18 protein-coding genes and 1 pseudogene are annotated in these 21,277 nt (G+C 40.4%); 12 read left to right on the plus strand and 7 right to left on the minus strand.

Going from position 1 to position 21,277, the window contains the following annotated elements:
- Positions 1–24: 24 nt before the first annotated feature.
- The 5 genes from HMPREF1321_RS10250 (at position 25) to HMPREF1321_RS10270 (ending at position 4,778) form a co-directional block, all read left to right on the plus strand.
- Positions 25–1,245 (plus strand): ABC transporter permease, encoded by a 1,221-nt coding sequence (locus HMPREF1321_RS10250; RefSeq protein WP_009422538.1) that lies wholly within the window; start codon positions 25–27, stop codon positions 1,243–1,245.
- A 37-nt stretch (positions 1,246–1,282) separates the two neighbouring features.
- On the plus strand, positions 1,283–1,510 hold the full coding sequence (locus tag HMPREF1321_RS10255; protein ID WP_009410383.1) for a hypothetical protein: 228 nt from the start codon (positions 1,283–1,285) through the stop codon (positions 1,508–1,510).
- Positions 1,507–2,502, plus strand: a complete 996-nt coding sequence (locus HMPREF1321_RS10260; protein WP_009422533.1) for a sensor histidine kinase — start codon at positions 1,507–1,509, stop codon at positions 2,500–2,502. The genes HMPREF1321_RS10255 and HMPREF1321_RS10260 overlap by 4 nt, the downstream gene beginning before the upstream one ends.
- Positions 2,503–3,113: 611 nt before the next feature.
- Positions 3,114–4,109, plus strand: coding sequence for an NAD(P)H-dependent glycerol-3-phosphate dehydrogenase (locus tag HMPREF1321_RS10265; RefSeq protein ID WP_009419227.1), 996 nt, complete (start codon positions 3,114–3,116; stop codon positions 4,107–4,109).
- 84 nt (positions 4,110–4,193) lie between these two features.
- Entirely contained in the window at positions 4,194–4,778 is a 585-nt protein-coding gene (locus HMPREF1321_RS10270; protein WP_009422503.1) for a riboflavin synthase, read from the plus strand.
- Here the strand turns inward: HMPREF1321_RS10270 and HMPREF1321_RS10275 are convergent.
- The gene (locus tag HMPREF1321_RS10275; RefSeq protein ID WP_009422510.1) at positions 4,765–5,505 is read right to left on the minus strand and encodes a lysophospholipid acyltransferase family protein; all 741 of its coding nucleotides are present in this window, start codon (positions 5,503–5,505) and stop codon (positions 4,765–4,767) included. The two genes, HMPREF1321_RS10270 and HMPREF1321_RS10275, sit on opposite strands and share 14 nt — an antisense overlap.
- Positions 5,506–5,796: 291 nt before the next feature.
- Positions 5,797–6,240, minus strand: a complete 444-nt coding sequence (locus tag HMPREF1321_RS10280) for a hypothetical protein (protein WP_034576031.1) — start codon at positions 6,238–6,240, stop codon at positions 5,797–5,799.
- 783 nt (positions 6,241–7,023) lie between these two features.
- On the opposite strand from HMPREF1321_RS10280, the gene HMPREF1321_RS10285 reads away from it, so the two are divergent.
- The 6 genes from HMPREF1321_RS10285 (at position 7,024) to rpoN (ending at position 13,753) form a co-directional block, all read left to right on the plus strand.
- A complete protein-coding gene (locus HMPREF1321_RS10285; protein WP_009422536.1) occupies positions 7,024–7,488 on the plus strand; it encodes a DinB family protein in 465 nt (154 codons plus the stop codon).
- Positions 7,485–8,537, plus strand: coding sequence for a thiamine-phosphate kinase (gene thiL, locus HMPREF1321_RS10290; RefSeq protein ID WP_009422542.1), 1,053 nt, complete (start codon positions 7,485–7,487; stop codon positions 8,535–8,537). Before HMPREF1321_RS10285 ends, thiL begins: the two co-directional genes overlap by 4 nt.
- 20 nt (positions 8,538–8,557) lie before the next feature.
- Positions 8,558–9,967, plus strand: a complete 1,410-nt coding sequence (locus tag HMPREF1321_RS10295) for an alkaline phosphatase (RefSeq protein ID WP_009422508.1) — start codon at positions 8,558–8,560, stop codon at positions 9,965–9,967.
- Between the two features lie 31 nt (positions 9,968–9,998).
- Positions 9,999–10,982 (plus strand): cation diffusion facilitator family transporter, encoded by a 984-nt coding sequence (locus HMPREF1321_RS10300; RefSeq protein WP_009422505.1) that lies wholly within the window; start codon positions 9,999–10,001, stop codon positions 10,980–10,982.
- A gap of 132 nt (positions 10,983–11,114) precedes the next feature.
- Positions 11,115–12,254 (plus strand): glycosyltransferase family 4 protein, encoded by a 1,140-nt coding sequence (locus HMPREF1321_RS10305; protein ID WP_198003467.1) that lies wholly within the window; start codon positions 11,115–11,117, stop codon positions 12,252–12,254.
- 32 nt (positions 12,255–12,286) lie between these two features.
- On the plus strand, positions 12,287–13,753 hold the full coding sequence (rpoN, locus tag HMPREF1321_RS10310) for an RNA polymerase factor sigma-54 (RefSeq protein WP_009422527.1): 1,467 nt from the start codon (positions 12,287–12,289) through the stop codon (positions 13,751–13,753).
- Positions 13,754–13,841: 88 nt separating this feature from the next.
- Here rpoN and HMPREF1321_RS10315 read toward each other — a convergent pair whose 3' ends face one another.
- The 5 genes from HMPREF1321_RS10315 to HMPREF1321_RS10335 all read right to left on the minus strand — a co-directional run bounded on the left by HMPREF1321_RS10315 (position 13,842) and on the right by HMPREF1321_RS10335 (position 19,237).
- The gene (locus HMPREF1321_RS10315) at positions 13,842–14,021 is read right to left on the minus strand and encodes a hypothetical protein (protein ID WP_009422507.1); all 180 of its coding nucleotides are present in this window, start codon (positions 14,019–14,021) and stop codon (positions 13,842–13,844) included.
- A gap of 56 nt (positions 14,022–14,077) precedes the next feature.
- Positions 14,078–16,222 carry a S46 family peptidase gene (locus HMPREF1321_RS10320; protein WP_009422511.1) on the minus strand — a complete coding sequence of 715 codons (2,145 nt, stop codon included), beginning with the start codon at positions 16,220–16,222 and terminating at the stop codon, positions 14,078–14,080.
- 38 nt (positions 16,223–16,260) lie between these two features.
- Positions 16,261–16,947, minus strand: coding sequence for a TIGR00730 family Rossman fold protein (locus HMPREF1321_RS10325; protein WP_009410398.1), 687 nt, complete (start codon positions 16,945–16,947; stop codon positions 16,261–16,263).
- A 380-nt stretch (positions 16,948–17,327) separates the two neighbouring features.
- Positions 17,328–18,494, minus strand: a complete 1,167-nt coding sequence (locus tag HMPREF1321_RS10330; RefSeq protein ID WP_009422539.1) for a VWA domain-containing protein — start codon at positions 18,492–18,494, stop codon at positions 17,328–17,330.
- On the minus strand, positions 18,494–19,237 hold the full coding sequence (locus HMPREF1321_RS10335; RefSeq protein ID WP_009422519.1) for a porin family protein: 744 nt from the start codon (positions 19,235–19,237) through the stop codon (positions 18,494–18,496). The genes HMPREF1321_RS10330 and HMPREF1321_RS10335 overlap by 1 nt, the downstream gene beginning before the upstream one ends.
- A 221-nt stretch (positions 19,238–19,458) precedes the next feature.
- Between HMPREF1321_RS10335 and HMPREF1321_RS12455 the strand changes: the two are divergent.
- Positions 19,459–20,554: pseudogene (locus tag HMPREF1321_RS12455) on the plus strand (ISAs1 family transposase).
- Positions 20,555–21,277 lie beyond the last annotated feature (723 nt).

The raw sequence follows: 21,277 nt of genomic DNA on the forward strand, positions 1-21,277 counted from the left end.
TTTTCTAATTCACTAATTAATATTATGAATATACAAAACCTTTTTAAAATAGCGTGGCGTGCCCTTTTGCTCAACAAAACAAGGGCGATGCTTACAATGTTGGGTATCATCATTGGGGTGGGCTCAGTGATAACAATGCTTGCCATTGGCGAGGGTTCTAAAAAGAGTATCAAAGAGAATATCTCTAAAATGGGCACCAATATGCTCAATATCCGTCCGGGTGCGGGTATGATGGGCGGAGTGCGTATGAGTATGAGCGATATGCAATCACTCAAAATGACGGATTACGAAGCCCTCAAAAAAGAAGGTACCCTACTGAAATATGTATCGCCGGTAGTAAGTGGCAATGGACAAAGTATAGCAGGAGGCAACAACTGGCCTACCTCTATCTACGGAGTGAATACCGAATATTTGCCCATACGCGAATGGAGTGTGGCTGAGGGGAGTATGTTTGGTGAAGATGAGATTACTAATTTTGCCAAAGTAGCCGTGATAGGGCAAACGGTGGCTAAGAACCTCTTCACTAATGGCGAGAACCCTATTGGGCAAACCATACGCTTTAAGAATATCCCTTTTAAAGTAATTGGCGTACTTACCAAAAAAGGTGAGAGCAACTTTGGTCAAGACCAAGACGATGTGATTATCGCCCCTTATACTACGGTACAAAAGCGTATTTTGGCGCAAACTTTCTTGCAGAGTATTGTGGCTTCGGTGCTCAATGAAAGTCAGTCGGAGAATGCAGTAAACCAAGTAAAGAAGATTTTGGAGCGCACGCATAACCTTTCGGCTACACAAGAAAATGATTTCAACGTGTTTTCGCAACAGGAGCTCATCAGTACGTTTAGCTCTACCAGTGAGATGCTTACTGTGTTATTGGTAGCTATTGCCAGCATTTCGCTCATCGTGGGGGGAATAGGCATTATGAATATTATGTACGTATCAGTAAAAGAGCGCACTAAGGAAATAGGCTTGCGTATGGCTATTGGGGCTAAGGGGAAGGATATTTTGGCGCAGTTTCTCATTGAGTCGGTGCTTATTAGCATCACTGGGGGGGTATTAGGGGTAATTATTGGCTTATTAGCTACCGTAGGCGTATCGCTGTTCATAGGCTGGCCAGTGAGTATCACCTTGTATTCTATTGTAATATCCTTCTTAGTATGTACCATTACAGGGGTATTCTTCGGTTGGTATCCTGCCCGCAAAGCAGCCGAGTTAGAACCTATTAGCGCCCTCAGATACGAATAGTGCGAGCCACACAGGCAATTAGAAATAATAAAAGCTGATGAATATAACTTTACCTCCTTATGCTACAACAGAAGACCTACAAAAATGTATGGTTATTGTTAGAGAAATATTAGATAGTAAAGCCATTACTATTAATGATGAGCAGTGCCAAGCTATAGCTTTAGAAGTTATGGGTATCTCTTATGCCAAAGGAGGAGACTATTCCTCTGAAATCATCAAGAGTTTTACAGAAAGTTATTTAAAAACATCAAAGTATAAAGAATGAAACTTTTAACACACATAGCTGCTTGGGCAGTGGTTTGTATTTTGCCTGCCCTTATCTTTATCTCCGAAGGCAATCACCGCTTTGAGGAGGCACTTTATCGTTCGCTCATATCATTGCCTTTTTTGATGTTTTTGTTCTACATCAGTTTCTATTGGCTTATTGATAAACTGTGGTTTAAAAAACGATATATACTTTTTATATGGGTGGCAGTGGCACTCATTTTATGTATTTCATACAGCAAATATGAGCTTTTTTCGTACTTTGCCCTTCACAAGAATAAACACAAAATGCCTCCTTTTCACGCTTTCGTATATTTTGATTTCCTCTCGAACCTCTTGCCGGTAATCTTTGCAATGGCAATACGTTATGCACAACGCAACTTTTCTTTGGAAATTGCTCAGAAAGAAGCCCAAGCTCAGAAGCTACAAGCCGACCTCACCCAACTAAAATACCAACTCCAACCGCATTTCTTTTTCAATGCACTCAATAATATCTATTCGCTTATAGCCTTTGACCCCAAAAAAGCACAAGAGAGCGTGCATAGCCTTAGCAAACTGATGCGTCACTTTATGCAAAACAGTGACCAAAAGCAAATTAGCCTTGCAGAGGAAGTTGATTTTTTGCAACAGTACATCAGCTTAATGCAATTGCGCCTCACTGATAAAACTACTGTACGGGTAGATTTCCCGAAGCAACTACCCCCACTCACCATAGCACCTTTGCTGTTTATCAGCTTGGTGGAAAATGCTTTTAAGCACGGCGTATCGGCGACTGAGGCAACAGAATTGTCGTTTAGCTTGAGAGTGGAAGAGAATAAAGTAATATTTAGAAGTGAGAACACTATAATTCCTAAACAAGAAAGTTTGTATAACTCAGGTATTGGCATTGAAAATCTAAAGAAACGCCTAACACTTCTTTATCCTAAAAAACATCAATACAACATCGAAGAAAAAAACGGAGAATACATTGCTCAATTGATAATTGAGAATTGATAATTGACAAATGTGAGGTTTTTAGACCAAAGACAAGAAATTTTCTTAAAAAAGAAGTACTTTCGATGTGAGGAGAGTGTAGCTTACGCTACAGAAATCTTACAAATCAAACAAATAGGTAACAAGCTACCTGAAAGTCTCGAACTGACCTATATTTCATAATTTTGCGCAGTTGCTCTGTGAGACGTATGACGAACTTTTAATAAACCTTAAAGGGAACTACAGTGGTTTTATAGTGGGTCTACAGTGGCTCTACAGTGGGTCTACAGTGGGTCTACAGTGGGTCTACAATAAAGGTTAATCGAATTATAATAGAACATTGATTGAACTTATGGTGCTACTATCTCCTCACATCACTCGTTCTAGTGTTTAGACTTGTTGGACATAAAATTAGTAACAACTTAAATCAAAGGCTCGAAATTTTCTTTAAAAAAAGAAATACACCTGGCGGTACAGAAATTGGAACAGATTTAATTGATTTTCACATAATTTATATAGCATAAGCTATATTTCCTCTTTTGGTATGTTTGGTCTGTGGTTTTAGTAGGCACTTTTTGGTAATACAGCATTATTTTCGTACCTTTGCCCCAAAATAATAATAGCTAAGAATTGTGGAAACCAAAATATCAGTTATCGGGGGAGGAAGTTGGGCAACGGCTCTGATTAAGATTTTTACCGCCAATATCGACCAAGTGTGTTGGTATATGCGCAATGAACAGGCTATTGAGCACATCAAAGCGACCAAACACAATCCTAACTACCTTAGCGATGTACATTTAAACATCAGCAAGCTACACCTCACCAACGACATCAACGAGGCGGTAGCTTTCAGCGATTATGTCGTCTTTTCTATCCCTTCAGCTTTCTTGAGTGACGAATTAGAAAAACTCACCGAACCGCTATCTAATAAAAATATATTTTCTGCTATCAAAGGTATTGAACCTAAAAGCGGACTTATAGTAGGTGAGTATTTCAACAAAATACATCACGTACCTTATGCACAGATAGGCGTTATAGCAGGTCCTTGCCACGCCGAAGAGGTAGCTCTCGAACGTCTGTCGTACCTCACTATTGCCTGTCTCGATGAGGAAAAAGCGCGCTTTATGGCTGAAGCAATGAAACGCCATTATGTAAAGACCAAAATATCCGACGATGTGGTAGGTATTGAATACGCTGCTATGCTGAAGAACATTTATGCCCTTGCTGCGGGTATTGCCCACGGATTGGGCTATGGCGATAACTTCCAAAGTGTGTTGATGAGCAACGCCATTCGAGAGATGCGACGCTACATCAAGCATATTTACAAAATCAAACGAAATATCAACAACTCCGCTTATTTAGGTGATTTACTCGTAACCGCCTACTCGCTTTTTAGTCGCAATCGTATGTTCGGCACAATGATAGGTAAAGGCTATACTGTAAAGAGTACAATGGCTGAAATGAATATGGTAGCCGAAGGTTATTACGCCACCAAAAGCGCTTACCTCATTAACAAAAATCAAGAAAAACCAAGTCGCACACCCATACTCGATGCCGTCTACAAAGTGTTATACGAAGGCAAAAGAGCCAATGTAGCGTTTGCAGAATTGACAGGAGAACTGGATTAGAAAATGAGGAAATGAGAAAATGAGAAAATGAGGAAATGAGGAAATTAGAGAATGAGGAAATGAGAAAATTTGCTAATTAACTTTATGTTCACAGGAATTATAGAAGAAATAGGTAAAATCGTACAGATAGAACGCGAAGAGGCGAATCTGCATTTATACGTAAAAAGTTCGTTTACAAATGAACTAAAAATAGACCAAAGTGTTGCCCATAATGGGGTATGTCTCACGGTAGTGGCTATCGATGGCGATGTATACCGAGTAACCGCTATTGCCGAAACTCTTGCCAAAACCCACTTGGGCAGTTTGCAAGTGGGTGATGCGGTAAACTTAGAGCGCGGTATGCTTCTCAACACACGCTTAGACGGACATATCGTGCAAGGTCACATCGACCAAACGGGTACTTGTAGTGCTATCCAAGAAGAAGCAGGTAGCACCCGTTTTACTTTTGAGTACGACCCCTCTACTGGCAATGTGGTAATTGAAAAAGGCTCTATTACTGTGAATGGTGTAAGCCTAACGGTAATAGATGCGACTTCCCATAGTTTCAGTGTAGCAGTAATCCCCTATACTTTAGCACATACCAATCTGCAACATTTACAAATAGGTAGTGTTGTAAATTTAGAATTTGATGTGATTGGTAAATATGTCGCCCGACTTACGCAACGGTAAGGCGTTGTAAAATAAGAGAACGTACTTCTTCGCGTAAAGCGTCTTTATCGTCAAGGGTTTTGCCTTGGGTAGGAATAGAGCGCAATATATCTACTCGCATTGTGCCCATACTGCCGGCAAAGAAGCGGAAGGGAAAGCGTCTTTTAGTATCGTAGAATACCATTGGCACTATGGGAATTTGGCATTCTATCGCAATGCGAAAAGCCCCGTCCTTAAAACTATCGAGTACTATACTCTCATCATCGGGGACACCTCCTTCGGGAAAAATACAAATACTCAGCCCTGCCTTTATTCTCTCCATCGTTTGGGCATAAACCTCCTTTCTACTCTTCGGACTCTTTCTTTCTACCATTATGGCAACACGTTTGTAGAAATAACCAAACAATAGCGTCTTGCTCAGTTCCTTCTTCCCTACAAATACAAACGGATTTTTACTACAGTAGAACATCAGCATTATGTCCATCATACTGTAATGATTGGCGACCAGCATATAGCTATGGCGGTCGTTAGGCACGGTATATTCCCTATGTATTTTCGGTAAAAAGCCCATACCATACAATATAGGCGTTGCCCATAAGTTTCGGGCTACCCAATAAAATGAGCGATACCATTCTGCCCGTGCTGTAAGAATAAACAACAAGGGCAACCACAGGAGAATAAGAATGAGTACAAGCAAGTAAAACCAGCTCTTCCACAAGAGCCAAAAGGTGTATTTCAGGAGTTTCATTTAATACAATCTTACTATTATCCGGTAGGAGCAAATATATTACTGATTTCTAAATATATAAACCTCAACATCACCGCTTAACGCTCTCTTTTTGCAGTGTAAAAGTATCGTTAAAACAGTAATAAAGTTTTGTTAAAATCGGTTTTTTCTTTGGTAATTCAAAAATTTGCCGTACCTTTGTCAGCGCAATGAGGGTGGTAGCTCATTGTAAAACTTCAAATAATAGTTTTCATAATTTAAAGTTTTGGTTGGTTAATGGAAAAGTCCGATATTATTATCGGACTTTTTTTCTTATACAGACCACCATAGCTTCCAAGGAATCATCGAGAGCAAGCACACCAGTGCAATACCGTAAAACAAGGCTATTTTGCCATACATCTTACGCACTTCTGTCTGTTTTTTAAGTTTTACCCAGCCCACAGTAATCAGCGTTACTGCTATGATATTTATCATAGGGTGCTCCACCAATAATTGGCGCAATAAGCTGTCTTTCATCACCACTCTAGCTCCCTCACTCCACATCTGCAAACGAGGGGTAGTTACATAGACTAATAAGCCCAATAATAATTGAATATGAGAGAATACCAGAGCAAACAAACTCAAGCGGAGGTCTTTTATTCCAAAGTATTTTCTTTTGCCAAAAAATCCGATAATCGCATTGATAACTGCTATGATAAGCACTGCCAATACTAAATAAGCACATAGTGAATGTGTCTGTTTAATTAGTTGATACATAATATTCTTTATAAATTTGCGGGCAAAAATACAAATCTTTTTGAAATTCTTTTCTTTCTTCAAAGTATTTTTTGTACCTTTGCCTTTGGATGATAGTTATGAATTATTGACGAATGAGGAAATGAGAAAATTTGGAAATTAGAAAATTAGAGAATTAGAAAATGAGGAGGAGCTTAAAAGAAAGGCGCTAGCGGAGGGATTGTCAGTTTATTCAACTTTGCCAAAGTTTCAAACTTTGGCAAAGTGCGTACCGCAAAAGCGATGTGTTAGGACTGTTAGGAGCGCTCGGAAGGAAACGGAGGTTTTCGGAACGGGACTGAAGGTTTTTTTGGTGAGAAAAGGCTGTAAGGAGGGTATGGTCAGCTTATAGAGAGCTTATAGGAACCTTATATGAATCTTGGACGATTGGTATAGAAAGGGTATATAAATAATTGACTTATAACACGATACAACAGTGCTAAAAATGTTAAAAACAGGGTTTCGAGGCGAAAGAAAAGGAATCCTCACCCCGTCCCTCTCCCAGGGAGAGGGGGAATGTGGTGACGGAAAAGGGAAGGAATGACGAATGCTAACTTCCTTCGAAGGGGGAATGTGGTGACGGGAAAAGTGATAAAACCTACTCTCTAATTCACTTAGTTGGCAATTGCTGATAACCCTCGAAAGGAGGAATTGACGATAATCATTATAGACGAGTTATATAATTTACAGTGAAACAATACATTAATTCTCCTACTCTCGATTGACACTAATGATAATAACTAATGACAAAAAACTAACAACTATATGACAGAACAAGTATTTGCCTTACACGTGGCAACCCGCAACAATCTTTTAACTTATTTGGAGAATGTAAGTCCCGAACAGTTAGCGCAAATCCCTACTGGATTTCACAATAACATCTGGTGGAACATCGCTCACTGCGTGGCGCAACAACAAATACTCTGCTACAAACTATCAGGACTCAATTTTGTTGTACCCGAAACTTTTGTAGATACTTATAAAAAAGGTACTTATCCCGATGGACACATTCCTACCGCTGAGGAAATTCAAGAATTGCGCAGTCTGCTCATCAGCAGCCAAAAACAACTGCAAGCCGACTACGAGCGTGGGGTATTCACTAATTTTACTCCTTACACTACCAGCTATGGCTATGCGCTTACCTGCATTGAAGATGCGATACATTTCAACAATACTCACGAGGGAATGCACCTTGGGGTGGTAATTGCTTTAAACTATTTTGCTAAATGATAGAAGATAAAACGCCTCACCGTACCTCATTAGCCGATTTGGGTGAATTTGGACTCATCGACCGCCTAACGGAGGGATTTGAAATTCACAATCCTTCCACTCTTAAAGGCGTAGGCGACGATGCGGCGGTAATGGATTTTAAAAATAAAAAAACTGTCGTCTCTACCGACCTGCTTATTGAAGGTGTACATTTCGACCTTAGCTATGTACCGCTGAAGCATTTAGGATACAAGTCGGTAGTAGTGAACGTATCGGATATCTATGCGATGAACGCTACGGCTACCCAAATAACGGTATCGATAGCTGTATCTAATCGCTTTCCGTTAGAAGCCTTAGAAGAGTTCTATGCAGGCATTCGCCTAGCCTGCGAGCATTATAAGGTAGACTTAGTAGGAGGCGACACGACCTCGTCTACACGTGGACTCATCATCTCGGTAACGGCGATAGGTGAAGCGAAAGCATCGGACTTAGTATATCGCAACGGAGCACAACCTAACGACCTTGTGGTACTCACGGGCGATATAGGGGGTGCCTATATGGGTTTGCAGATATTGGAACGCGAAAAGGCGGTCTTTCAGGTAAACCCTAACTCTCAACCGGATATAGAGATGTATTCTTACATTTTGGAACGCCAGCTCAAACCTGAAGCCCGCAAGGACATTCCGCCACTGCTAAAACAATTAGGTGTAAAACCTACTGCTATGATGGATGTAAGCGACGGATTGTCGTCAGAGCTCTTGCACATTTGCAAACAATCGGGGGTAGGTTGTAGGTTATATGAAGACAAAATACCGCTTGACCCACAAGTGATTAGTACTTGTGAGGAGTTCAATTTAGATAGCACTACCATAGCCTTGAGCGGAGGCGAAGATTACGAACTGCTGTTTACTATTGCCCAAGCAGATTACGATAAGATAAAAGGCAATCCCAATTTCACGGTCATAGGTTACATCACCGATAAAAGTGAAGGGGTAAACCTCATCACTCGTGCGGGACAGTTTATACCGATTATAGCGAAAGGGTGGAATGCTTTAACAATTAACAATTGATAATTAACAATTAACAAGATATGAAAAGAAGAGCATTTTTTAAACGTGGGGCTTTAGCAGCTTTAGGAGGCTTAGTACTTCCTTCATTCGATTTACAAGCGCAAACCCTTGGGGAAGCCCATAAAAACAAACTCACTAAAAACATCATCTTTATGGTGAGTGACGGTATGAGTTTCGGCACTTTGGTAATGGCTGACCTGTACCTAAAACGCAAATTCGGTCGCCCTTCCAGCTGGATAGGATTGTATGAAAATAACCTCGCACAGCGCGCTGTAATGGATATGGCTTCGGCAAGTTCGGTAGTCACCGACTCCTCAGCAGCGAGTTCGTCTTGGGGCGGTGGAGTACGTGTAAAGAACGGTAGCCTAAATATCAGTCCGGATGGCAAAGAGAATATGCCTATCTTACAAAAGTTCAAAAAAGCAGGCAAGAAAGTGGGGTGTATCACTACCGTAATGGTAAATCACGCCACTCCGGCAGGCTTCTGTACGTGGAGTAAGAGCCGTAATGCTATGGACGAGATAGCTCTCAACTACACCGAATTAGGCTTCGATGTGATGTTAGGCGGCGGTAGCAAATACTTTGACCCTGCCCATCGCAAGGACAAAAAAGACCTCTTTGCTGTTCTCAAAAAGAAAGGTTATACGGTAGCTCGCACTCGCGGTGAAATGCTGAAAGCACCTACTAATAAACCTCTCTATGGGCTCTTTGCTGAAGATGCCCTCCCCTACTCTATCGACCGCGCTCAAAGCAGTGAAGAACAAGCTAAATCGCCTACTCTTGCCGAGATGACTGCTAAGGCTATCGACCAACTTAAAAGTCACCCTAATGGCTTTGTAATACAAGTAGAAGGGGGTAAAGTAGACTGGGCGGCACACGGCAATGATATAGGGGCTTTGCTGTACGACCAAGTAGCTTTTGACGAGGCTATAAAAGTAGCCCTTGATTTTGCAAAAGCCGATGGCAACACTCTTGTAGTGCTTACTTCCGACCACGGCAATGCCAACCCTGGACTCATCTACGGCAAAGATTGTAACGACAACTTCGACAGATTGCAAAACTTCACCCATTCTAACGACTGGATATTACAACAAATCAACTCTAACGACTCGGTAGCCAAAGTGCGTGAGCACGTAGCTCAATACTGTGGTGGAATGAACATCAGTGAGGAACAAGCTAAAGAACTCTTAGGCTATTACGCTAAAACCGAAAGAAAAGAAGACGGCTTGTACAACTACAAACATCTGCCTTACCGATTGTTTGCCGAAATACAAAAAGCACATACTTCGGTAGGCTGGATAAGTATGGATCACTCATCGGATTACACCGAATTGGCAATGTATGGACCAGGTAGCGAGCGACTTAAACCTTTTATACGCAATACCGATATGCACAATTTCTTGCTGGAGGCAGCGGAGGTTAGAGTTTAGAAGTTAGGAAGTAGAAATCAGAAATTAGAGGGTGAAAAGTTTTCAGTTTCAGAAGCTCGTTACTTTTATAGGAATATTGCTCTTCATCGTGAAGTTGATAGCGTGGTACATTACCAATTCTAACGCTATTTTTTCGGACACGATGGAGAGCATTGTGAATATTATTGCCGCCTTTATGGGGCTCTATTCGCTATACCTCTGCAACAAACCTCGCGATACCGACCACCCTTATGGACACGGCAAGGTAGAGTTTGTTACCGCTGGTATTGAGGGGATGCTCATCGCCATCGCTGGGGTACTTATTCTCATCGAAGCCTTTTCGTCACTCATAAAGGGAATACATCTCGATAAATTAGGCTGGGGAATTGCCCTTTTCGGGTCTACCGCCATAGTGAATTACGCTATGGGGTATATTTCTTATCAAAAGGGAAAGAAAGAAAACTCATTAGTGCTGATGAGTGCAGGTAAGCATCTGCAATCGGATACTTTTGCGACTTCGGCAATTGTATTGAGCTTACTATTGGTGCATTTCACCGGTTGGTTATGGCTCGACCCTCTAATCGCTATTGGTTTTGGTAGTTATATCATTGTGATAGGCTGGAAGATAGTGCGCAAAGCCCTCAGCGGTATTATGGATGAACGCGATGAAGCGCTCTTTGCTGAATTGATAGCTATCTTACAAGCAAATCGCAAAACCGAATGGATAGACATTCACAATATGCGCATTCAGCAGTTTGGGGCACACCTGCACATTGATGCACATATCACTCTGCCTTACTATTATTCTTTAAAAGAAGCGCATCAAGAAATGGAAAAGGTGATTCATCTATTAGCAGAAAAAGTAGATAGAACTATAGAATTCAACTTTCACTTAGACTATTGCAAACCTTTTTCTTGCGAAATATGTGCTATCGACTGCCAATTTAGGCAAAAGCCTTTTGTACAGACCATACAGTGGGACGTGAAGAACATCGGTGGTGTAGCGAAGCATAGATGTGAACCACTAAAACAATAATGCTAATTAGATACTATAAACATTAGTTCTTTGAGGTTTAATTTTGATGTACTTGACTATAAATAACTGACGATATTCTTGCTCATTCAAAGTATATTTATTATTTTTGCACCAAAATCTTGCCTTTATAATATGATAACTACTTTCTTTTCAGAAAATTTAGGATTTACAACCATATGCGTTTTTCTACTCTCTTTGGGAGTAGCATACTTTTCTTTGCCAAGTATTATATACGTGTCAAAGTACAAAAACCTAATGGATAAACCTAATGCACGTAGTTCACATAAAGAAAAAACACCTACCTTAGGAGGTATTTCTTTCTTCGTAAGTTTAGTTTTTAGTCTCTTTTTACTCCGTTTTTTTGATAATGACAATGTAGGGATTAACATCTTATCTGGTGTAGGTGTACTCTTTTTCGTTGGCTTAAAAGATGACCTCGTAGGTGTAAATCCTAGTACTAAAATTATAGGTCAAATTATAGCTACCCTGATGCTTTTCTTAGGAACTGGGCTTAAAATCACTACTCTCGATAATTTCTTAGGCATTACTGATATTCCATATTGGCTCTCTATTTTTATGAGCTGTGGTATGATGATGATGATTGTAAACTCTTACAATCTTATCGATGGTATTAACGGCTCAGCTGCAATGGTAGGTATTGTAATTTTTGGCATTTTTGCCTACGTTTTCTACGATGCTCAACTGTACTACTACTTCCTGTTATCAATCCTATGTATAGGTTTTTTATTAGCCTTTTTACGCTATAATCTATCGGTAAGGAAACGCGTTTTTATGGGAGATACAGGCTCTATGATTGCAGGTTTTCTCATCGCAGTTCTCGCTATTAAATTCTTTGCCCTAAACACTGAAGCCTTAGAAAGTGCTATTATACACCCCACAAATAAAATATGGGTACTTCTTGCAATTATTTTCATTCCTTTTTTTGATACTACCCGCGTGTTCACCACTCGCCTATTGCGTCACGGACAACCTTTTAAAGCCGACCGCAGTCATATCCACCACGTGATGATTGACTATATGAAACTGTCGCATTCACAAGCAAGTGTACTATTAGCACTCATCAATTTAATCGTTTGTGTAGTGATTTTATATCTCAATACTTTTCTATCTTCCCTTTATTTAGGAATTGTTTTAGGTGTTATTTTTATAGGATTGGCAGGACTTCTCTTTTACGTTAACAGAAGCTATCACATCCGTAAGAAAAAACAAAAAATAAGGCATATTGTCAAGGGGATTATAAAAAAGAAATAATTTTCGTACCTTTGCGCCCTATCTCATAAGAAATGCTCAAACAGAATTTACAACTTAAACTCTCACAGAAACTCTCACCTCAGCAAATACAGCTGATGAAACTCGTGCAACTCCCCACTCTTGCCTTTGAACAGCGCGTGAAACAAGAGATGGAAGAAAACCCCGCTTTAGAATCAGGGCGCGAAGAAGATGCCCTCGATGAGTTTCACGATGAGTTCGATAACTCTGTCGATGAATATAACGATAACGATGTGATTGATATGGACGATATCAACATCGATGAATACCTCAGTGATGACGAAATACCCGACTATCGCTTGCATGCTAATAACTATAGCGACGACGATGAGGATCGCGATATTCCTTTCAGCGCAGAGGTATCGTTCCACCAATCTCTTATCAACCAATTGAACACCTTTACCCTCTCGGATGAAGATTACCTCATCGCTGAGTTCCTCGTGGGTAGCATAGACGATACAGGCTATATACGCCGTTCTATTCAAGACCTTACCGACGACTTAGCTTTCACTCAAAATATCTATACCGAAGAGGAGCACGTAGAGCAAATACGCCAACAGATTATATTTCAATTAGACCCTGCAGGAGTAGGCGCATCGGACTTGCAAGAGTGCTTGCTTATACAACTGCGCCGCAAAAAACAAACACCTGCGATAGAATTGGCAATCAAAATGCTTACCGAAGCCTTTGAAGCATTCACTAAAAAGCATTATACCAAACTGCAACAACGCTTTTTGGTAACTGAAGAACAACTGAAAGAAGCAGTGCAAGAGGTGGAACGCCTAAACCCTAAACCTGGGAGTTCCTACGTGGGTAACAATGTCCATATAGAACAAATTATCCCTGATTTTACTGTAAAAGTGGTAGATAACGAGTTGGAACTCTCTCTCAACGGACGCAATGCTCCTGAACTACACGTTTCTAAGGAATATAGTACTATGCTCGATACTTATAAGAAGAGTAAGGAAAAGAGCAATTCACAAAAAGAAGCAGTGTTCTTTATCAAACAGAAGCTGGATTCGGCTAAGTGGTTTATAGATGCCATTCGTCAGCGACAACAAACGCTCCTCATCACGATGAATGCTATTATGGAGCACCAACGCGAATACTTCCTCACAGGTGATGAGCTCAAAATTAAACCGCTTATTCTCAAAGACATTGCCGACAAGGTAGGTATGGACATCTCTACCGTATCTCGGGTAGCGAGTAGTAAATACGTAACCACCCCTTACGGTACAAAACTCATTAAAGATTTCTTTTCGGAATCTATGAAGAACGACCAAGGAGAAGATGTTTCTACCCGTGAAATCAAGCAGATATTACAACATATCATCGCTAAGGAAGACAAGAGTAAACCCCTCCCCGATGATGAATTGGCACAGCTTCTCAAAGAGAAAGGTTACCCCATTGCGCGCCGCACTATCGCCAAATACCGTGAACAAATGGATATACCCGTAGCGCGTCTCAGAAAAGAGCTGTAAGTGTGAGCGACATAACCAAAAAATATATAAACTCGGGTATAGCGAGGTGCTGTAACGGAGTTTTTTTGTTGTAGCACGGGGAATTGTTTTACGAATTAAAAGAAGCTTTTAATTCATTATACACCTGTTTGATTATGAAAAGGTGCGAAATATACATAACGGCAATCTCTTTATTTCCTACTTTGTAATAATAGAAGCCCTTGCCTTTATCGATGAGTGCGTTTTCTTTAGATTGATATTCACCTGTATTTTTAGGGTAATTTTTCAATCTTCTTTTTCAGTAAGAGAAAGTCTTCGGCAGAGTTTTCAACTCATCATTAACCATTATTTCACTATCTTCATCTCATTTAGCAAATACCCTGCTCCGGCGTATTTATCAATGATAAACAGCACATAGCGAATATCTACCATAATATTACGACATATTTTAGGGTCGTAGTGGATATCGCTCATTGTGCCTTCCCACACGCGGTCGAAATTGAGACCGATAAGGTTACCTTGTGCGTCTATCGCAGGACTGCCCGAGTTGCCTCCCGTGGTGTGATTGGTTGCTACGAAACACACAGGCATCTTGCCGTTTTTGCCGTAAATACCATAGTCTTTTTTCTCATAGAGCTCGCGCAGTTTGGCGGGCACATTAAATTCGTAGTCGTTAGGCACGTATTTCTCCATTACACCGTCTAAATAAGTCATATAATCATAGGTTATAGCATCCGAAGGTGAGTAACCCGCTACCTTGCCATAAGTAACGCGCAAAGTGCTATTGGCATCAGGGAAAATGCGGTCTTGAGGTTTCGAGAACTCCAAGATAGCCTTCATATAAGTACGCTGTAAGGCGGTAATCTCGCTGTCCAACTGTCGGTAAGTAGGCACTACAGTTCCGTAGAAATGAGCGACAATTTGCTGTACAAATTGTACGCCTATGTCATTTTTGAGGCGCCTTTCAAAAACTTCATCGGGTAGGTTGAGTACTTTTTCCATTTCGGTTTTAGAAGCCAAAAACGACTCTTTATAGAGTTTGTCAGCCAGTGTGTGTATCTCAAACTGCTGTAAGTTAGGCGAGAGTAGCGTTTTAGGCATCGCCTGAGCATAATACACTACCGCTTTTTCAAATACGGCTTTATCTACATTCACATCGTAGTTTTTAAATACCGTTTCAAAGTTGTTTAAAAGGTTCTTCTTGCGGTCGTTGAACGATTGTGTTCCTTTCTCGTGCAGCGCATTTTGCAGTTGAAGGATTTTATAGCCATTTGCCAGCAAGTCGATATTGCGCTGTACCAACTCCGAAAAGAGGTCTACTGCCAAAGCATAGTCTTGTATTTGAGCGTATTTTTCAGTAAACTGAGGTAAAATATAACCATATTCAGCAGTTTTACCTGCTTTTTCTATCTCTTTTTGAAATTTCTGTTCTTGAGCGCGTTTGATAGCTACCGCATCCGATTTTTTCAAACCTTGTGTTTCACCTATCCACTTTTTCCAATAGTTGGCAACGCTGGCGTATTTAGAGGCGTATTTTATTTTTATTTCGTTGCTGTTGCGCATAAAGCCGTCTTGCACTTTGAGCACCACATCGCGAATGCCTATCTTAGCAGGATTCAATACATTCACAATTTGTTCCACTGCTACGGCAGGTAAATATTCTTCAGTACGACCTGGATAACCGAAGACCATTGTAAAATCGCCTGCTTTCACGCCTTTTAACGAGATAGGAAAGAAGTGTTTGGGGCGATAGGGCACGTTGTCTTTGGAGTAGGTTGCGGGGCGGTTGTTTTTATCGGCGTATACACGGAAAAGCGAGAAGTCCCCCGTATGGCGAGGCCATACCCAATTATCGGTATCCGAACCGAATTTGCCTATAGCCGAAGGCGGTGCACCTACTAAACGCACATCTTTAAAAGTTTCTACTACAAAAAGGATATACTGATTGCCCTCGTAGAAAGCACGAACCCGATTCTCTTGCCACGCTTCTTTAGGCGAGTTTTTCACCAAAGAGGCAATATTGCGTTCTATCTGAGAGGCGCGAACGCTCTCACTACTTAGGTTTTGAGTATCGGCGAGTACTTTTTGGGTAACATCTTCAATACGTACAATAAAAGTAACTTCTAAATTCTTGTTAGGCAACTCTTCCGATAGATTTTTAGCCCAAAAACCATCGGTAAGGTAATCGTTTTGCACTGAGGAATGCGCTTGTATCTGTCCGTAACCACAATGGTGATTAGTGAGCAGTAGCCCTTTATCCGAAATCATTTCGGCAGTACAGCCTCCATTGAAATGAGGCACGGCGTCTTTCAAGCTCGACTTATTGACGCTATAAATATCACTCACCGACATTTTCATACCTAAGGACTTCATTTCTCTGGCATTCATACCCTCCAAAAGCGAAGGAATCCACATACCGCCTTGCTGTGCCGTTAAGGTAACAGGTAACAAGTAAAAGCTAAAAAGTAATAAAGAGATAAACTTCTTCATAGTCACTGTTTTTAAAGTGCAAATATAGGGAATATTTTCTAAAAATTTGGTTTTAACTGTTGTTTGTTGTTGTAGAAATCTTCAATGACTTTAATCACTTCGTCTTCAGTATCTACTAAGTGAAACAAATCCAAATCCTCAGCGCTAATATTATTAAATTTCTCTAATAATATCTTCTTTATCCAGTCTACAAGTCCGCTCCAATAATCTGTACCGACTAAAATAATAGGAATTTTGTCTATCTTATAAGTTTGCACGAGAGTGAGGGTCTCAAAGAGTTCGTCGAGGGTACCAAAACCTCCAGGCATTGCTACAAATGCCTTAGAATACTTTACAAACATCACCTTGCGCGCAAAGAAGTAGTTGAATTTAATATTCTTGTCGTGGTCGATATAAGAGTTATTAGTCTGCTCGAAAGGTAAATCAATATTCAGTCCTGCCGATACACCTTTATTCAGGTGTGCACCTTTGTTGCCCGCCTCCATAATACCAGGTCCACCGCCGGTGATAATACCAAAGCCCTCATCTACTATCTTTTGGGCAATACGCACAGTGAGTTCGTAATAAGGTGTTTCAGGCTTAATACGTGCCGAACCAAAAATACATACACAAGGCCCTATGGAGCTCATCTGCTCATAGCCGTGTACAAATTCTCCCATTATTTTAAATATCGACCAAGCGTCGTGTGTTTTAGTTTCGTTCCAAACTTTTGAATGTTTTTTCATTGAGTTAAATGTTAAAAGTGAATAGTAAAAAGTTGTATTTATTTCAGTTTTATCCCTCTGTATTTCTTTATCTTCTCCTATTTTTATAATCAATCTTTTATTTCCAATCTGTAGGGGCGAATTGCAATTCGCCCTTAATAAGTCAATCTCAATTTTGATTTGTGTTAAGTCTAAGGAGTATAGTTTTTCCAACCATATTCGTAATATTTTTCAGTAGGCATAAACTCGGCAGCTCCACCGTCGGAATCGTCACCTATATAGTCATACAAAAATCGGTTTTTGTTATCTACATACCATTTAACGAATAGCTCTCCTTTAAAAACACCCGTAGCACTCTGTTTAGGGTCTTCTTTCAGTTCATAGGTAGCACAAAAGTGCTATTACACTTCCTTATCTGTGCGACTTGTTCTCTCAAATTTCTTTAGGTCATTCCCTTTGAGGGCGTTCTCTACGAGTTCGGGAAGGCGGTCAGGAGTACAGGCAAAGCAGGCGATGCCGAGTTTGCTGATTTCTTTACCGAGTTTCTCATCGTAATCAGGACGACCGCCGTCAGAAAGGGCTAAGAGCACCAATACCTTTACGCCTTCTTGGTGCATCTCGTTCAGGCGACGCAAGAGTCCGGCGCGTACACCTCCTTCATAAAGGTCAGAAATGAGAATAAACATCGTTTTGCGCGGATTCTCAATAAGTGTTTGGCAATACGCCACCGATTTATTAATGTCTGTCCCTCCTCCTAACTGTACCCCAAAAAGCATATCCACAGGGTCTTCACGACAGACTTCCGTAAGGTCGGTTACTTCTGTATCAAACACTACCACGTGCGTATCAAGGGCTGGCATACTCGCAAAGATAGACCCCATTACTGACGAATATATAATCGAATCACACATCGAACCACTCTGGTCGATGTCCAAAATCACTGTCCAGTTCTTTTGGCGCTGGGTGCGTTCAAAAAAATAGAACTTTTCAGGAATAAGTCGCTTGGTAGCGGTATCGTAGTTCTTGAGGTTGCGCTGAATTGTGCGCTTCCAGTCGGTCGACGAGAAGTTGGCAATAGGCGTATGCGCTTTTTTGTTGAGCGCACCGGTAACAGCGCGGCGTAGGTCTTGCTCCATACGCTTCATAATCTCATCGACTACCTCTTTCACCAATTCGCGTGCGGTATTTTTAGATTTGGCAGGTATTTGCCCTTTGAGCGCCATCAAAGTGCCCACCATAGAGATATCGGGCTTTACGTTTTTAAGGGTTTCAGGTTCAAATAGTAGTTTGGTGAGTCCTTTGCGCTCAATGGCATCACTTTGAATCACGCTTACCACATCGGGAGGAAAGAACGAGCGCACATCGGTGAGCCACTTAGCTAAGTTGGGTGACGAACTGCCTAAGCCTGCCGAGCGTTTGCCTCCATTATTACCGTTGCCTTCAGTATCGTCGTAGAGGGCAGCCAGCGTGGCGTCCATCAGCGATTGTTGCTCATTGAGCGATACCTCACCCAAAGCATTCAAATCCTGACCCAAGATGAGTCGCCAACGTGTAATTAGGTCGTCCATTATAAAATATAAAAAAGTAATCCTAATTGTAACACATTCGATTTGAGGCTCGTGCCATCAGTAGTTTTAGCGTCTTTCAGCAAAGGGGTAAGATTGTACTGCACATAGAAGTTCAAGGCGTTATACCCAAAGGCAATAAAAGGCTTTACTTGAAACGTATGAGCTATATCGGAGTTCTGAAAAGCTATCGAAACACCATCGGCAGTATATAAACTTCTACTGTTGAAGATATAGGCAAAACGCGCTCCTGTATACACGCGCCAAAACTTATGACTGTAAGGAGTAGAGGTGCGAAAGCGAAACTCTACGGGTATTTCTATCGAATGCGTCTCGAAGAAATTACGAGTGATGTTCCGGTCGCTGAAACGTTCTACTATCTCATAGCTCACGCCCGAAACCGTTTTGTTAGCCACCATATTGTTGTACACCAAATCGTAAGCATAGCCTATGCCCACCCCAAAGCCTACATTACGCGCTTTGTTCATAGGTAGGTCGCGAATGAAACCTACGTGAATCCCCCTTGAAAGGTTGTGTTGCACCACGTTATTTGCTTTACCCGCCAAATAGTCATAAGTAAGACCGAAGTAAAATTGGTCTTCGAGGTAGTGCAGGTCTGCCTCCGTATCGGTAGCAGTAGCCGTTTGTGGGGTGCTTATCATTCCATCATCGTTATTCTCTTGAGCAAAAGTAAAGAGCGAAAAGTGAAGAGCGAAAAGCAACAGTATCCTATTTAGTTTGTTCATCTTTTTTGTTGCATATTTTGGGCAAAGGTAAGAATAATTAGCAAATTAACAAATTTGCTAATTTCCAAATTTTCTAATTCTCTAATTTCCCAATCGGCCCATTCTCTTTCCGTCCCTATATTCCCCCCTCGAGGGCAGGGCTGTTACAAAGTTTTGTAAGTTATTTTAAATTACTATTTTTGCATTCCAATAAAATGTAAAAGTCTATGACACTGATAGAAATGTTATCTAGTATAGAGGATACTAGAAAAAGACGCGGTATCCGCCATAAAATGCCTAACTTCCTGATTATGTGCCTAACAGCAATAATGTCAGGTTATACTGGTTATCGAGAAATAGGCCGTTTCCTCAAAGAAAACCAATGGGAGTTTAAAAAGTATCTAACTTTCTGTAAAGTACCTACATATGGCTCTATTAGAAGGATATTTATGGAAATTGATTTTGATGATTTTGCCCAAAAATTCAATCAGTGGGCTGCCCAATTTTTACCAATATGCCAAGGTGAAACACTTGCTGTTGATGGAAAAGCTATTGCAGGAACTATTAAAGACACTCAAAATAACTATCAGAATTTTGTTTCATTGATAAGTGTTTTTGCTTCACAAAGAGGCATTGTATTAGCTTGTGATAAATTAGAGAACAAAAAAGAATCTGAAATTTATACCGTTCAAAGACTCTTACAAGCCTTAGACATTCAAGGTGAAATAATCACTTTAGATGCCTTACATTGTCAAAAAAACTCTTGAAACTATTATAAAGTCAAAAAATGACTACATAGTACAAGTAAAAGGTAATCAAAAAAAGCTTTTTGAGCAAATAAAAGCAAATGTTGCTACAAAAAAGTATTTAATGCACACTTACCAAGAGTGTTCTTTGCTAAGAGGTCGTGATGAATTGCGTATTACCAAAGTTTATAAAAATTTAGAGGGTATTTCTCCTGAATGGTTTGGTATAAAGCGAATTATAGAAACAACACGTTATGTCAAAACAAAGAAAGGTCAGACAAAAGAGATAGTTTACCATATTAGCAGTGTAGCTAAGAATAAGGCTGATTTCTTTGCTAATCACATACGTTCTCATTGGGGTATAGAAAATCGTTTGCACTGGGTGAAAGATGTACAAATGAAAGAGGACAAGAGTAAGACTAAATCAGGTAATGCTCCTGAGAATCTTTCAATAATGAGAAATATATCAATTAACCTATTTCGTCTTAATGGAAAAGACTCTATCAAGTCAGCTATGGAATGGAGTATCATTAATTTCAAAGAACTTATGAATTTAATATATTATAAATCAAACAATTGTAACTCTATGTAACAGCCCTGCCCTCGAGGGGGCTAGGGAGATGTTTGTCACCTTTTCCAGCTTGTCCCTCTTCGGGGGTTCGGGGGCTTACCAAATAAATAACTCACCACAGTTTCCCTCTTGAAGGTAGACAGCGACAGCTGGGTATGTGTAAAGGGGGAGGTTTCTTTCGCTTCCCCGTCACACTCCCTCCTAGTGCCTATGGCCTAAGGCCTAGTGCCTATTCCCTTTTCTTTCGCCTCGAAACCCCGTTTTTACCATTTTTTATGTCGCTGTATTACACTATGAGTCAATCACTTATACACCCTTCCTATACCAATCGTCCAAGATTCGTATAAGCTTCCTATAAGCTCTCTATAAGCTACCCCCACCCATCTTACACCCCTTTTTCACCAAAATTCCTTCCTCTCTTCTTTCGAGCCTTTCCGTTTTCTTTCGATAGCTCAGATATGTCTCTTTTAGGGGTATACACTTTGGCAAAGTTTGAAACCAAAACTGTAAGGAAGATTTATAAAGCACTGATTTTTAACTATGTTTTTTTGTAGGAATACTGTGTAAGTATTATCTTTGCAAAAAAAAGTTATGACCACTATAATAAAGAATAGAAAAAGAATTTCAAATATCTTTTCTAAGATAGAAGATAAAGAGTTAGAATTTCTTGTAAAAGAAACAGGAGTCGATAAATATAGCAAAAAACTTAAAGGAATAGAAATATTTAAGTTGCTAATTTTCGGT

The organism is Capnocytophaga sp. oral taxon 412 str. F0487, assembly GCF_000271925.1.
Lineage (GTDB): Bacteria > Bacteroidota > Bacteroidia > Flavobacteriales > Flavobacteriaceae > Capnocytophaga > Capnocytophaga ochracea.

Bases quoted from the DNA above. Each gene is read 5' to 3' on its own strand.
- HMPREF1321_RS10250 (WP_009422538.1), top strand. From the start codon at position 25: ATGAATATACAAAACCTTTTTAAAATAGCGTGGCGTGCCCTTTTGCTC.
- HMPREF1321_RS10255 (WP_009410383.1), top strand. From the start codon at position 1,283: ATGAATATAACTTTACCTCCTTATGCTACAACAGAAGACCTACAAAAA.
- HMPREF1321_RS10260 (WP_009422533.1), top strand. From the start codon at position 1,507: ATGAAACTTTTAACACACATAGCTGCTTGGGCAGTGGTTTGTATTTTG.
- HMPREF1321_RS10270 (WP_009422503.1), top strand. From the start codon at position 4,194: ATGTTCACAGGAATTATAGAAGAAATAGGTAAAATCGTACAGATAGAA.
- HMPREF1321_RS10275 (WP_009422510.1), bottom strand. From the start codon at position 5,505: ATGAAACTCCTGAAATACACCTTTTGGCTCTTGTGGAAGAGCTGGTTT.
- HMPREF1321_RS10280 (WP_034576031.1), bottom strand. From the start codon at position 6,240: ATGTATCAACTAATTAAACAGACACATTCACTATGTGCTTATTTAGTA.
- HMPREF1321_RS10285 (WP_009422536.1), top strand. From the start codon at position 7,024: ATGACAGAACAAGTATTTGCCTTACACGTGGCAACCCGCAACAATCTT.
- thiL (WP_009422542.1), top strand. From the start codon at position 7,485: ATGATAGAAGATAAAACGCCTCACCGTACCTCATTAGCCGATTTGGGT.
- HMPREF1321_RS10295 (WP_009422508.1), top strand. From the start codon at position 8,558: ATGAAAAGAAGAGCATTTTTTAAACGTGGGGCTTTAGCAGCTTTAGGA.
- HMPREF1321_RS10305 (WP_198003467.1), top strand. From the start codon at position 11,115: ATGATAACTACTTTCTTTTCAGAAAATTTAGGATTTACAACCATATGC.
- rpoN (WP_009422527.1), top strand. From the start codon at position 12,287: ATGCTCAAACAGAATTTACAACTTAAACTCTCACAGAAACTCTCACCT.
- HMPREF1321_RS10320 (WP_009422511.1), bottom strand. From the start codon at position 16,222: ATGAAGAAGTTTATCTCTTTATTACTTTTTAGCTTTTACTTGTTACCT.
- HMPREF1321_RS10325 (WP_009410398.1), bottom strand. From the start codon at position 16,947: ATGAAAAAACATTCAAAAGTTTGGAACGAAACTAAAACACACGACGCT.
- HMPREF1321_RS10330 (WP_009422539.1), bottom strand. From the start codon at position 18,494: ATGGACGACCTAATTACACGTTGGCGACTCATCTTGGGTCAGGATTTG.
- HMPREF1321_RS10335 (WP_009422519.1), bottom strand. From the start codon at position 19,237: ATGAACAAACTAAATAGGATACTGTTGCTTTTCGCTCTTCACTTTTCG.